This is a genomic window from Pseudomonas sp. RT6P73 (assembly GCF_054897715.1).
Genome location: NZ_JBUBUV010000002.1, coordinates 5,150,590 through 5,164,221, shown reverse-complemented (window position 1 = coordinate 5,164,221; position 13,632 = coordinate 5,150,590). Strand labels below are relative to the sequence as shown.

General features: G+C 59.0%; 8 protein-coding genes. 3 read left to right on the top strand and 5 right to left on the bottom strand.

The genetic code is table 11. The features are described from left to right. Positions 1 to 2: 2 nt before the first annotated feature. Positions 3 to 1,745 carry a potassium/proton antiporter gene (locus ACYZT6_RS23880; RefSeq protein WP_462028888.1) on the bottom strand — a complete coding sequence of 581 codons (1,743 nt, stop codon included), beginning with the start codon at positions 1,743 to 1,745 and terminating at the stop codon, positions 3 to 5. Positions 1,746 to 2,067: 322 nt separating this feature from the next. Further along, complete coding sequence (locus tag ACYZT6_RS23875; protein ID WP_462028887.1) at positions 2,068 to 3,693, bottom strand: methyl-accepting chemotaxis protein; 1,626 nt, start codon at positions 3,691 to 3,693, stop codon at positions 2,068 to 2,070. A gap of 387 nt (positions 3,694 to 4,080) precedes the next feature. On the opposite strand from ACYZT6_RS23875, the gene ACYZT6_RS23870 reads away from it, so the two are divergent. The 3 genes from ACYZT6_RS23870 (at position 4,081) to ACYZT6_RS23860 (ending at position 6,648) form a co-directional block, all read left to right on the top strand. Further along, positions 4,081 to 4,311, top strand: a complete 231-nt coding sequence (locus ACYZT6_RS23870) for a hypothetical protein (protein ID WP_462028886.1) — start codon at positions 4,081 to 4,083, stop codon at positions 4,309 to 4,311. Continuing rightward, positions 4,308 to 4,610 carry a cell division protein ZapA gene (locus ACYZT6_RS23865; RefSeq protein WP_462028885.1) on the top strand — a complete coding sequence of 101 codons (303 nt, stop codon included), beginning with the start codon at positions 4,308 to 4,310 and terminating at the stop codon, positions 4,608 to 4,610. The genes ACYZT6_RS23870 and ACYZT6_RS23865 overlap by 4 nt, the downstream gene beginning before the upstream one ends. A 100-nt stretch (positions 4,611 to 4,710) precedes the next feature. Further along, on the top strand, positions 4,711 to 6,648 hold the full coding sequence (locus ACYZT6_RS23860; protein WP_462028884.1) for a methyl-accepting chemotaxis protein: 1,938 nt from the start codon (positions 4,711 to 4,713) through the stop codon (positions 6,646 to 6,648). A 91-nt stretch (positions 6,649 to 6,739) separates the two neighbouring features. Here the strand turns inward: ACYZT6_RS23860 and ACYZT6_RS23855 are convergent, their stop codons facing one another. The 3 genes from ACYZT6_RS23855 to putA all read right to left on the bottom strand — a co-directional run bounded on the left by ACYZT6_RS23855 (position 6,740) and on the right by putA (position 13,371). Beyond that, positions 6,740 to 7,123: a hypothetical protein gene (locus tag ACYZT6_RS23855; RefSeq protein ID WP_462028883.1), complete on the bottom strand. Its 384-nt coding sequence runs from the start codon at positions 7,121 to 7,123 to the stop codon at positions 6,740 to 6,742. 234 nt (positions 7,124 to 7,357) lie between these two features. Then, entirely contained in the window at positions 7,358 to 9,160 is a 1,803-nt protein-coding gene (locus ACYZT6_RS23850) for an acyl-CoA dehydrogenase (protein ID WP_462028882.1), read from the bottom strand. A 260-nt stretch (positions 9,161 to 9,420) separates the two neighbouring features. Next, entirely contained in the window at positions 9,421 to 13,371 is a 3,951-nt protein-coding gene (gene putA, locus ACYZT6_RS23845; protein ID WP_462028881.1) for a trifunctional transcriptional regulator/proline dehydrogenase/L-glutamate gamma-semialdehyde dehydrogenase, read from the bottom strand. Positions 13,372 to 13,632 lie beyond the last annotated feature (261 nt).

Sequence of the window (13,632 nt, the reverse complement as noted above, 5' to 3'; positions counted from 1 at the left end):
GTTTAGAGGAAGAGTCCGGGGCCCGGGCGACTTCCTTCGGGGAATCTGACGCCCACTTTGCCGATCTTGTTCCCCTCCATGACCGCAACGGTCCAGATGGTGTTGTTCCACTCCACCTGGTCGCCGACTACTGGAGCACCGCCGACTTTGTGTGCAATGAAATGGCCCAGGGACATGTCCGGATCGATGCCTTCGACCTTCAACCCGTACAGCGCCGCAACCGCAGCCAGCTGGGCGTCTCCTTCGAGAACGAAGTCGCCGAAGAAGCGCAAATCGAGGCCGCGCTGCGGTGCCTGACTGAAGAGTTTTCCGAGGGCTGGAAGGTTGTGTTCATGGCCGATAACACACAGCAAATCATCGACTTCGAGCACCGTACTACCCGACGGATGGAGCAGTTGCTGGCCACGAAACAGTGCGGCGATACGCGTACCTTCGGGCATTTTCAGCTCGCGAAGGGGTGAACCGATGCACCATTTTTCAGCACCGAGGCGATATACGAACAGCTCCCACTCGCTGGTGACATGCACCTCCAGCGCTGCGCGCGAAATCGGCGCCGGCTCGGGTGGAACGGTCACTTTCAAAAGCTTCGCCACCCACGGCAGGCTCGTACCCTGCACCAGCAGCGACACCAGCACAATAAAGAAGGCGAGGTTGAAGTAGAGCTGGGCATTCGGCAGGCCGGCCATCAGTGGGAACACCGCCAGAATGATCGGGACCGCGCCGCGTAATCCGACCCAGGAGATAAACGCCTTTTCGCGGCCATGGAACGCTTTGAACGGCAGCAGACCGACCAGCACCGACAGCGGCCGTGCAAACAGAATCATCCACAACGCCAGGCCGAGAGCGGGCAGGGCGATAGGCAACAGGTCATGCGGCGTCACCAGTAGTCCCAGCACCAGGAACATGCCGATCTGCGCCAGCCAGGCCATGCCGTCGAGCATGTGCAGAATGCCGTGGCGGCTGCGCACCGGACGATTGCCGATCACCAGACCGCAGAGGTAGACCGCCAGGAAACCGCTGCCGTGCAGGGCGTTGGTCAGGGCAAACACCGCCAGGCCACCGGCAATCACCAGGATCGGGTAGAGACCATTGGCCAGGTTGATGCGATTGACCAATTGCAGCATGACCCAGCCCCCGCCGAGGCCGATGACGGCACCGATGCCGAACTCACGCACGAAGTGCGCGAGCAGGCTCCAATGCAGGCCGGTCTGGCCGCTGGCGAGCATGTCGATCAGGGTCACGGTGAGGAACACCGCCATCGGGTCGTTGCTGCCGGATTCGATTTCGAGGCTGGCGGTGACCCGTTCGTTCAGACCTTTGCCGCCCAGCAGCGAGAACACTGCCGCGGCGTCGGTGGAGCCTACGATGGCGCCGATCAGCAGTCCCTGAATCAGGTTCAGGTTGAATAGCCACGCGGCTGCCATGCCGGTCAGCCCGGTAGTGATCAACACGCCGACCGTGGCGAGCGACAGCGCTGGCCATAACGCCACGCGGAAGCTGGAAACCCGGGTGCGCAACCCGCCGTCAAGCAGGATGACTGCCAGCGCGAGGTTGCCGACCAGATAAGCTGTTGGGTAGTTATCGAAAATAATGCCGGCGCCATCGACGCCGGCCGACATGCCCACCGCCAGGATGATCACCAGAATCGGGATGCCGAGGCGCGAGGAAAGGGAGCTCACCAGAATGCTCGCACCTACCAGCAACGCGCCGATCAAGAACAGGCTGTTGATGGTCGTCGCATTCAAAGGCAATACTCCAGAAAGCTGAAAGGCGGGCACAAACTGACCATGCAGTCTGCGTGCCAGCGATTCTAACCTGTTGAAATGTGATGCTGTCAAAAAGCTTTTGACGGTGTGGTGTTCAGATTTTTTGTTCGGCTTGCAACCGGCCCCCTCTCCCCGAGGGGCGAGGGGACTGACCGAAGTGTTTGTGCGAAATATTGCGACCTGAGATATCGAGCCGAACTCAGGTTTTGAACAGCATGAAGATCAGCTCCCTTTCCCCCTCTCCCCCTTGGGGAGAGGGCTGGGGTGAGGGGTGGCTCTTGAAAGCACCCCCAAATCCCGATCAGAGGCTGAACCGCCCAACCATGTTGTTCAGGTCCAGCGCCAATCGCGACAATTCATTGCTCGCCGCACTCGTCTGATTCGCCCCGGTCGCCGATTGCACCGACAAATCACGAATGTTCACCAGATTACGGTCCACTTCACGGGCGACCTGCGCCTGTTCTTCAGCCGCGCTGGCGATCACCAGGTTGCGCTCGTTGATCTCGACAATGGCGCTGTTGATGGTGTCCAGCGAAAGACCTGCACCGCGAGCGATGTTCAAGGTCGATTCGGCGCGTTCGGTGCTGTTACGCATCGAATCCACCGCGTGTTCGGTACCGGTCTGGATGCTGCCGATCATGCGTTCGATTTCGCTGGTCGACTGCTGAGTGCGATGCGCCAGTGCACGAACCTCATCTGCCACCACCGCGAAACCACGCCCGGCTTCACCGGCACGCGCCGCTTCGATCGCTGCGTTCAATGCCAGCAGGTTGGTCTGGTCAGCCAGGCCGCGAATCACGTCCAGCACCTTGCCGATGTCACGGGATTCATTGGCCAGATCACCAATCAAAGTCGCAGTGCTCTGCACATCGGCGCTCATGCGTTCGATGGCGCTGACGGTTTCCTGCACCAGATCACGACCGTCACCGGCCGAGGTGGTGGCGTTCTTCGAGGCTTCGGAAGTGCTCACGGCGTTGCGTGCGACTTCTTCCACGGCGCTGGTCATTTCATTGACCGCGGTGGCGGCCTGTTCGATTTCGTTGTTCTGCTGGGTCAGGCCGCGGGCGCTTTCGTCGGTGACACTGTTCAACTCTTCCGCAGCGGACGCCAGTTGCGTGGCCGAACCGGAAATTCGTTGCAGGGTGTCGCGCAGCTTGTCCTGCATCTTCGACATGGCCAGCAGCAAGCGGCCGGCTTCGTCTTCGCCATCAACCTTGATCGGGCGAGTCAGGTTGCCTTCGGCGATTTCTTCAGCCGCGCTCAGGGCATTGGCGATCGGCTTGGTGATGCTGTTGGTCAGCAGCCAGGCGAACAGCACGGTCAGGCCGGAGGCGATCACCAGCAGGGTGACGACCAGGTTGAACGCCGAGGAATACTGATCAGCTGCCTGCTGATTAAGGTCGACCGCCTGTTGGTTGTTGATGAGCATCAGGCGGTTGAGTACAGCGTTGACGGCTTCAGAGTTGGTCAACAGATCGGTGTTGAGCAAGGTGCGCAGTTCTTCCACCTGATTGTTGCGCGACAGACTCTTCATCCGGTCTTCAAGCTGGCGATACTGGCCAAGCAACTGCACGTACTGGTCGTAGGCTGCACGCTCTTCGGGGCTGGTGATGAATTTTTCATACTCAGTCTGAGCAGCACGGATCTGTTGATTGCGCTGGTCGAACAGCTCGATGGTTTTTTGCTGCACGTCGGGTTCGCGGTTGGTCAACAGGCGATAGGACAGGACCCGAAGGCGCAGCGTCAGTTGGGTGAACTCATCCAGCGCCTTGATGCTCGGCACGCTGCTCTCGACGATGTTCTCGCCGGCGCCGCGGATCTTGCTCATCTGGTTCAGGGCAAACACCCCCAAAACCAGCATCAAACCGCCAATCAGGGCGAAACCGAGGAACGCCCGCGGTGCGATATTCATATTACGAAGGGACATGCTGTTTACCAAAGTGAGCGCACCCGTGCGGCGCTGAAGCTGACGTGTGAATGACTTATCGGTCATACGACTAAAGTCTTGAGCGCGTGTGCGTTTTTGTCGCAGACCGGCCGTTACTTGTAGGAGCGAAGCTTGCTCGCGAAGAATATCCAGGCAACGGGTTCATCCAGACAGCCCGCGTAATCGTTAACGTCCTTCGCGAGCAAGCTTCGCTCCTACAAAATCGGGCGACGAAGTGAAGGAACCAGATTCACCGATCACAGTCTTTAAAGCTCACGAGGACGGTCGCCCTCCAGGAAAATCAAGGCTTTGCGCCTGAATAACCCTGGCATCCGTGGTGACTTTTCTTTATCGTACGCGCCCTTTGAAAATGCTTGGAAAATCAAAATGTTGGAAGCATCCCTTAGCCAATTGGAACAGCTGGTCAACGACCTGGTGCAACAGAACCAGACGCTGCTGGGCAACAACCAGACCCTGAGTGCAGAACTGGCCCAGGCCAAGGATGAAAACGAAAGCCTGCAACTGAGCCTGATGGAACAGGAAGAGAAACAAGGCGCCACCGCGGCCCGCATCCAGGCCCTGGTTGAGCGCGTCAGCGCCGGCCCGGTCAGCGCATGAATCACGGCGCCGCAGGGGTAAAAGTCGTCTCGATCCTGGGGGAGGACTATTCGATCAAGGCGCCGGCCGGGGAAGAGCAAACCCTGCTGGACGCCGCGATGATGTTGAAAGCTGCCTTGGCCGACACCAAAAGGAACTATCCGACGCTGATCGGTGACCGCTTGCTGGTGCTGGCCGCGATGAATCTGTGTTCCCAGCAGATCGAAATGCAAAAGCAGCACAAGCAGGAACTCGACCGTTACCAAGAGCAAGTCAGCGCCACGGTTGAAGTGATCTCCAAGACGATCAATCAGGCCTGATCGGCTTTGCGCACAACCAAAGAATAGATTGTCGGTTTAGTTGTATACAATCGGCACGGCTGTTGCAGTGTTTCAGCCTCTTATTCTTTGGGGGTGCTCCATGCAGTTCTGGCGTCGCAGTATTCAATGGCAGTTGATCCTCAGTATGGGCACCGCCCTGCTGGTCAGTATTCTGATCGTGGTTGGCATTTATACCCTCGTGGTCAACCGTCTCGCCCAGCGCTATCTGGTCGAACAGGCACTGCCGTCGAGCATCGAAGCGATGCGCAACGACATCGAACGAATCCTCGTCCAACCCCTCACCGCCGCCAAGGACATCGCCAGCAACAGCATGGTGCGCGACTGGCTGGCCGGGGGTGAAAACAGTGTCCAGACAGACGCGTTCGTGCAGTATCTGGAAGGCATCCGCGCCGAACACAAAGCTTTCACCGCGCTGATCGTCGGCACGGCGTCAAACCATTACTTCACTGAAAAAGGCCTGGACCGGACCCTCAGCCGTTCCAATCCCAAGGACGCCTGGTTCTACGCATTCCTCGACAGCAACCAGCCGCGCACCCTCAATATCGACAATGACACCGCGACCGGAGAATTGGCGCTGTTCATCGACCTCAAGGTCGAGCAGGCTGGTAAAGTTGTGGGCGTTGCCGGGCTGGGGTTGAGCATGAAAGAGCTGTCGGAGCTGATTCACAACTTCAACTTCGGTGAGCGCGGCAAGGTCTATCTCGTGCGTTCCGACGGTTTGATCCAGGTTCACCCCGAGGCGCAATTCAGCGGCAAACGCACACTGGCCGAGCAAATCGGAGCCCCGGCGGCGCAAGCTGTGATGGGTCAAAAAGCTTCCACCAACAGCAGCTTTGTCCGCGACGGCGAAGATTATCTGGCGTTGAGCCTGCCGTTACGGGACTTGGGCTGGACCCTGGTGGCCGAAGTGCCACAGTCGCAGATCTACGCCGAAGCCCGTCGCGCCATGTGGATGAGCAGCGCAATTGGTCTGGCGGTGGCGCTGGTGTGTCTGTTGCTGGTGGTATTGCTGGCCCGTGGGTTGGTGCGACCGATCCGTCAGGTAACAGCCGCGCTGGTAGCCATCGGTAGCGGTGGGGGAGATTTGACCCACCGGTTAGATTCCAGCCGCGCCGATGAACTCGGTGACCTGGCGCGTGGCTTCAATCGATTCCTCGACAGTCAACGCGAAATGATCGGCGAAGTGCTGACCACCAGCGAGCGTTTGCGTACCGCCGTCGGCCAGGTGGCGCGGGTGGTGGACAACACCGCCGAACGTTCTGGTCGTCAGCAGGAAATGACCGACATGGTTGCCACGGCAGTCCACGAGATGGGCCTGACGGTGCAGGAAATCGCCCAGAACGCCGGTAACGCGGCGGTCGCTTCGCAGAATGCTCGCGATGAAGCAATGAAGGCGCGGGAAGTGGTCGGTGGTTCGATCCGGCATATAGAAAGCATGTCCGATGAAATCGGTATCGCGGCGAGTGCCGTTGGTGAACTGGCCAATCAGGTCGCGTCGATCGATCAGGTGCTGGCGGTGATTCGCGGGATCTCCGAGCAGACCAATTTACTGGCATTGAACGCCGCCATCGAAGCCGCCCGCGCCGGGGACATGGGGCGTGGGTTTGCGGTGGTGGCGGATGAAGTGCGGACGTTGGCGCGGCGGACTCAGGCGTCCACCGACGAGATTCAGCAGATGATCGGCAGCCTCAAGCAGGGCGCGGAGAATGCCGTTTCATCTATGCACTCCGGGCAAGCGGCGACGGGCACCGGTGTCGAGTCGAGCCAGCGCACCGGCGCGTCATTGACGGCGATTACCGGGCAGGTCGACCGCATCAGCGACATGAACCATCAGGTGGCGACGGCGACGGAAGAGCAGTCGGCGGTGACGGAAGAGATCAACCGCAATGTGCAGGGGATTTCGGATCTGGCTCGGGCGACGGCGGGGGAAGTGAGAGCTTGTCGAGAGGACTGTCAGACATTGCAGCGGTTGGCGGATGATTTGGCGCGGCAGATGGGTGGTTTCAAATTAAATTAAAAGAAGGCATGTATTCTGAAATCTGTAAGGTGAGAAAAAACCGATAGTTATTTAAATGGTGCCTCAGTGTAGGAGGCACCAATACTTGTTTTCATGGGAACTCAGGGAACATTCTCATTGAATTCAATACGTACTCTCCTCCTGTTATAGTCCCGGAAATCGCCCCAAAAAGGTGGTAGCCCGCGGGTCTGCCAAAAGCCGGGTCTTCTTCCAAGAATACATAGTCCCCATTTTTAGCCCGCATTAAAAGAGCCGCCTTGCTAATGGTGTTGTCCGTGGTGAGTCTAAGTTGGAGGTGTGGGTTGTCTAAACTTACCTCCAAGGTGTAATTCCCGTCGGGGAGCCTGTGGAAATACTTGTTACGAACGACGTATTTTGTTTCATTGATCGTGACTCTTGCATCGATATGGAGTGCAAACAAAAATACGTCTTTATCGACAATGTCCTTTAAAACTGTGTTGTCATGCTCTTTCATGGTTTTATCTTCCGAAGAATACTTGAATGTCGAATATGCCGATGGTTAGAACTTGATTTTTTAAGTTCAACATCAAGGTACTTCAGAAAAAAATGGCTGTAACCTGTCAAATATTACAGGTGTGTACGAGTTATATGCGGGCTGCACTAACTAACCTGTTAAGTTTTTTTCGCCTAAGCCTCCTGCTTGCCACTATGGCGAATGCAGGAGGCTTGATTGGAGTGGGATCTGAACTCAGAACCACTCATCCTGCATCCCAAGACAAACATCATCCCGTGCCTCAAGAATCGCCAGCTCATGGTGACAACCCGGCACTTCCCACGTCAGGAAATACCGCGCCGCCTGCAACTTGCCCTTATAGAAGCTCACATCCGCCGCATTGCCTTTGGCCAACCCTTCCTCGGCGCGAATTGCCTGTTCCAGCCAACGCCAGCCAATCACCGTGTGCCCGAACACCTTCAGGTACAGCGCGGAGTTCGCCAGGCTGCTGTTGACCTTGCCTTGCCCCAGATCCGTCAGTAAACCGATGGTCACCGTTTGCAGATGCGCGACCAGTTTCTCCAACGGTTCACGCAACGCGGTCAACGACTCATGCGCCTGCGCCCGTTCGGCGGTGTTGGCAATCAAGCGGATCAATTGCTTGAGTCCCGCACCACCGTTCTGCGCCAGTTTGCGCCCCAGCAAGTCCAGCGACTGAATGCCGTGGGTGCCTTCATGGATCGGGTTCAAACGGTTGTCGCGGTAATACTGCTCTACCGGATACTCACGGGTATAACCGTGACCGCCTAGTATCTGGATCGCCAGTTCGTTGGCCTTCAGGCAAAACTCCGACGGCCAGGATTTGACGATCGGCGTCAGTAAATCCAGCAGCTCATGCGCTTGTTTGCGCTGCTCTTCAGTCTCCAGCGTGGTGGTGTCATCAAACAGCCGCGCTGCGTACAACCCAAGGTCGAACGAGCCTTCGACATAGGCTTTCTGCGTCAGCAGCATGCGTTTGACGTCGGCGTGCTGAATGATCGCCACCGGCGCGGTGTTCGGATCTTTGCTGTCTGGCACACGACCCTGCGGACGTTCGCGAGCGTACTCCAGGGAATACAGGTAACCGGCGTAACCGAGCATCACCGCGCCCATGCCGACACCGATCCGTGCCTCGTTCATCATCTGGAACATGTAGCTCAAACCGTGGTGCGGCTTGCCCACCAGATAGCCAACGCATTCACCGTTGTCACCGAAATTCAGCGCGGTGGACGTGGTGCCGCGCCAGCCCATCTTGTGGAACAGGCCCGCCAGCAGGACGTCGTTGCGCTTACCGAGGCTGCCGTCATCGTTGACCAGGAACTTGGGCACGATGAACAACGAAATCCCCTTCACCCCTGCGGGTGCGTCCGGCAACTTGGCCAGCACCATGTGCACGATGTTTTCCGACAGCGGGTGATCGCCACCGGAGATGAAAATCTTGTTGCCCTTGAGTCGATAGGTGCCGTCAGATGCAGGTTCCGCGCGTGTACGAATATCCGACAGCGACGAGCCGGCGTGCGGTTCGGTCAGCGCCATGGTGCCGAAGAAGCGCCCGTCGATCATCGGTTGCAGGAAGCGCTGCTTCTGTTCTTCAGTGCCGAAGCTTTCGATCAGGTTCGCCGCGCCCATGGTCAGGAACGGGTACGAGGTCGATGCCGCGTTGGCTGACTGGAAGTGCGCGAAGCAAGCCTGAGACAACAGCGTAGGAAGTTGCATGCCACCGGCGTCGAAACTGCGCGCCGCGTTGAGGAAACCGGCTTCGAGGAAGGCATCCACCGCCGGTTTCACTTCCGGAATCAGAATCGCCTGACCGTCTTCATAGCGCGGCTCGTTCTCGTCGCCCTTGCGGTTGTGCGGGGCGAAGAATTTCTCTGCGATGCTGCGGGCAGTACCGATGGCGGCATCGAAGGTTTCGCGGTTGTGCTCGGCGAAACGCTCACGCTGGGTCAGGCCTTCAGCATCGAGGACTTCGTACAGCTCGAAAGCCAGATTGCGGGAACTGAGCAACGTCTCGGACATGGCGGCCTACCTTTTTTTGGAATGGACCGAGTCTAGGCGTGGGAATAAAGGCTGAACAGGATGATTGATGAGCGTGATGGTGGAGCCGCGCAACGACTTAGCAGACGCCACAAAACAACTGTGGGAGCGAGCCTGCTCGCGATAGCGGTGTGTCATCCGACACATGTATTGGATGACACACCGCTATCGCGAGCAGGCTCGCTCCCACAGGGGATTGTGTAGACCGGACGCCTATTGCGGGCGCCCGGTCTTATTGGCGTTTAGCCGATGGTCATCAAGCTGGCATTACCACCCGCCGCAGCGGTGTTAACGCTCAACGCCCGCTCGATCACCAGACGCTCCAGCGCAATGCTGGTTTCGCCCTGGGACAGGCCGTGTACACCAACAATCGCCCCGGCACGCTTGGCCACTTGCTGGCACACCGCACGCAGCTGATCGGAATGGCCATGATGCAGAACCGCATCAAACACCACTTCGTCCTTGCTCCAGTCGGCAACCAGTTTGATCTTCGCCTGAATGTCCTTCGGCAGACGTGCGAACAGTGCCTTGGTCAATTCAGCTTCCGGCCATACCGCCGAACCGCCGACGGCCAGTACCGCCGCCAGTTGAGTCAGCAGATCGCCTTCGACCTCCGCCAGGCACAGCACGTGTTCACGCGGCAGGATGGCGTAGCTGTTGCGCTCGCCGGTCGGGCCTGCCAGAACACGGGTAATGCCGCTTTGCGATTGCGCTGCGAACTGCACACACAGGGTGCTCAGGTCGGCAAACTTGTTGCTGTCGGCCCAGGCTTTCAGTGCGGTCAGCGGTTTGCTCATGGCATCACGCAGACGAACGTCCGGCGCTGCGATAGCGTCACCGCGAGCGAAGGATTGTTCGATCGCACCGGTAGGGCGCGTCGACAGCAGACGGTACAGGTACAGCGGACCACCGGCTTTCGGGCCAGTACCCGACAGGCCTTCGCCACCGAACGGCTGCACGCCAACCACGGCACCCACGATGTTGCGGTTCACATAAACGTTACCGGCGTTGACGTTGTCGATCACCTTGGCGATGGTCTCGTCGATCCGGGTGTGCACACCCAGCGTCAGGCCGTAGCCGGAAGCGTTGATCTGACCGATCAGTTGATCGATGTCTTTGCGCTTGTAGCGAACCACGTGCAGGACTGGGCCGAAGATCTCCCGTTGCAGTTCGTCGAAGCTTTCCAGTTCGATCAGGGTCGGCATCACGAAGGTGCCGCGTTTGACTTCTTCGCTGTTGGCGATGGCCACCTGATACACGTTGCGACCTTTGTCGCGCATCGCCTGGATGTGCTTCTCGATGCCCGCCTTGGCTTCGGCATCGATCACCGGGCCGATGTCCACGGACAGACGCTCCGGGTTGCCGAGACGGCATTCAGCCATGGCGCCCTTGAGCATTTCGATGACACGGTCAGCGGAATCTTCCTGCAAGCACAGGACGCGCAGGGCCGAGCAACGTTGGCCGGCGCTGTCGAAGGCCGACGATACGACGTCGATCACGACTTGTTCAGTCAGTGCCGAAGAGTCGACGATCATCGCGTTCTGGCCACCGGTTTCGGCGATCAGCGGAATCGGACGACCCTGTGCATCGAGGCGACCGGCGACGTTGCGTTGCAGCAGACGGGCAACTTCGGTGGAACCGGTGAACATCACGCCTTTGACCCGATCGTCGCCGACCAGACGGGCGCCGACGGTTTCGCCACGGCCCGGCAGCAGTTGCAGCACGCCTTCCGGGATCCCGGCTTCGAGCAGCAAACGCACGGCTTGAGCCGCCACCAGCGGGGTTTGTTCCGCAGGCTTGGCCAGTACCGGGTTGCCGGCAGCCAATGCTGCAGCAACCTGGCCGCTGAAGATGGCCAGCGGGAAGTTCCACGGGCTGATGCAGACCACCGGGCCCAACGGGCGGTGGGCATCGTTGGTGAAATCGTTGCGCGCCTGCACCGCGTAATAACGCAGGAAGTCCACGGCTTCACGCACTTCGGCGATGGCGTTGGCGAAGGTCTTGCCGGCTTCGCGAGCCAGCAGGCCCATCAGCGGCTGGATCTCGCCTTCCATCAAATCGGCGGCACGTTCCAGGATCGCAGCGCGTTCGGCCGGCGGGGTGGCCTGCCAGATCGGTGCAGCTTTCAGGGCGCACTGGATCGCGTTGTCGACGTCTTCGACGGTCGCTTCCTGCACGTGGCCAACCACGTCACGCAGATCGGACGGGTTGAGGACTGGCGCAGGGGTTTCTGTGCTGGACGTGCAACCAAGCATCGGCGACGCTTTCCAGTGGTTGTGAGCGGTGGCCAGCAGGGCGCAGGACAGCGAAGCCAGACGATGTTCGTTGGCCATGTCGATGCCGCTGGAGTTGGCGCGCTCGGCACCATAAAGATCACGCGGCAGCGGGATACGCGGGTGCGGCAGGCCGAAGCCGCCTTCCAGCGTCGCCATCTGCTCGATGCTGGCCACTGGATCGGCCACCAGCTCCTGGATCGAAATGGATTGGTCGGCGATACGGTTGACGAACGAGGTGTTCGCGCCGTTTTCCAGCAGGCGACGCACCAAGTACGCCAGCAGCGTTTCGTGAGTGCCGACCGGTGCGTACACGCGGCACGGACGATTCAACTTGCCTTCGGAAACTTTGCCTACAACCTGTTCGTACAGCGGTTCACCCATGCCGTGCAGGCACTGGAACTCGTACTGGCCGGGGTAATAGTTCTGACCGGCAATATGGTAAATGGCCGACAGGGTGTGGGCGTTGTGCGTGGCGAACTGCGGATAGATGACTTCCGGCACCGACAGCAGTTTGCGTGCGCAGGCGATGTAAGAAACGTCGGTGTACACCTTGCGGGTGTAGACCGGATAGCCTTCCAGGCCTTCGACCTGGGCGCGCTTGATTTCGCTGTCCCAGTACGCGCCTTTCACCAGGCGGATCATCAGGCGATGACGGCTGCGGCGAGCCAGGTCGATCACGTAGTCGATCACGTACGGGCAACGCTTTTGATAGGCCTGGATCACGAAACCGATGCCGTTCCAGCCGGTCAGTTGCGGCTCGAAGCACAGGCGCTCCAGCAAATCCAGCGACAGCTCTAGGCGGTCGGCTTCTTCGGCGTCGATGTTCAGGCCGATATCGTATTGCTTGGCCAGCAAGGTCAGCGACAACAGGCGCGGGTACAACTCGTCCATCACACGTTCGTACTGCGCGCGGCTGTAACGCGGGTGCAGTGCCGAGAGCTTAATGGAAATGCCCGGGCCTTCATAAATCCCACGACCGTGGGATGCTTTGCCGATCGAGTGGATGGCTTGTTCGTACGAGGCCAGGTACTTCTGGGCGTCGTGCTCGGTGAGTGCGGCTTCACCCAGCATGTCGTAGGAATAGCGGAAACCTTTGGCTTCGAACTTGCTCGCATTGGCCAGGGCCTCGGCGATGGTTTCGCCGGTCACGAACTGCTCGCCCATCAGGCGCATGGCCATGTCGACGCCCTTGCGGATCATCGGCTCGCCGCTCTTGCCGATGATGCGGCTCAGGGACGAGGTCAGGCCCGCTTCGTTATGGGTGGCAACCAGTTTGCCGGTCAGCAACAAGCCCCAGGTCGCAGCGTTTACGAACAGCGACGGGCTGTTGCCCAAGTGCGGGTGCCAGTTGCCGGTGCTGATCTTGTCGCGAATCAGCGCGTCGCGGGTGCCTTTGTCCGGGATGCGCAACAGCGCTTCGGCGAGGCACATCAGCGCTACGCCTTCCTGGGACGACAGGGAAAATTCCTGCAACAGACCCTGAACAATTCCGGCACGGCCGCCAGCGCTTTTCTGATTGCGCAGCTTCTCGGCAATCGAGGAGGCGAGCTTGTTGGTGGCTTCGGCCATCGCAGCAGGCAGACGCGCCTGTTCGATCAGCATCGGCACCACTTCAGGCTCCGGGCGACGGTAAGCGGCGGTGATCGAGGCGCGCAGTACCGATTGCGGCAGGATGCTTTCGGCGAACTCGAGGAAGCACTGGTGGGCGTGATCCAGAGGCGCATCGACGATATCGTCGGAATCCTTGGTCAAACCGCTCAGCTCGGTCAGGGTTGCACCACCCTCGAGTTTTTCCAGGTAATTGAAAATTGCCTGCTTGATCAGCCAGTGCGGCGTGCGATCAATCGAGGTCGCGGCGGCTTTGAGGCGCTCGCGGGTCGGGTCGTCAAGTTTGACCCCAAGGGTGGTGGTAGCCATATTTTTATCCTCATGTTTGCCACGACCGCGTGGCATCAGCTGGCCGCAAGATTAGCTGGGCAACCTTTGAGGTGCAACCGGGTGCAACCCTTTTTTTGTCGGAATAATAAGCAGCTCGTCAGGAAATAAATTCCGGTACGAACGTACCGCACCTGCTAGGTGCTTTTTAATTCTAGAAAACCGTTAGGACTGCCCTAAAAGGGAGCAAAAACAGGACTTTTTCAGATAAATCCGACTAGGTGCAACTTATTCTCACGAAAC

Excerpts from the sequence above, each read along its gene's own strand:
- ACYZT6_RS23875 (WP_462028887.1), bottom strand. The coding sequence starts at position 3,693 with ATGTCCCTTCGTAATATGAATATCGCACCGCGGGCGTTCCTCGGTTTC.
- ACYZT6_RS23855 (WP_462028883.1), bottom strand. The coding sequence starts at position 7,123 with ATGAAAGAGCATGACAACACAGTTTTAAAGGACATTGTCGATAAAGAC.
- ACYZT6_RS23865 (WP_462028885.1), top strand. The coding sequence starts at position 4,308 with ATGAATCACGGCGCCGCAGGGGTAAAAGTCGTCTCGATCCTGGGGGAG.
- ACYZT6_RS23870 (WP_462028886.1), top strand. The coding sequence starts at position 4,081 with ATGTTGGAAGCATCCCTTAGCCAATTGGAACAGCTGGTCAACGACCTG.
- putA (WP_462028881.1), bottom strand. The coding sequence starts at position 13,371 with ATGGCTACCACCACCCTTGGGGTCAAACTTGACGACCCGACCCGCGAG.
- ACYZT6_RS23860 (WP_462028884.1), top strand. The coding sequence starts at position 4,711 with ATGCAGTTCTGGCGTCGCAGTATTCAATGGCAGTTGATCCTCAGTATG.
- ACYZT6_RS23850 (WP_462028882.1), bottom strand. The coding sequence starts at position 9,160 with ATGTCCGAGACGTTGCTCAGTTCCCGCAATCTGGCTTTCGAGCTGTAC.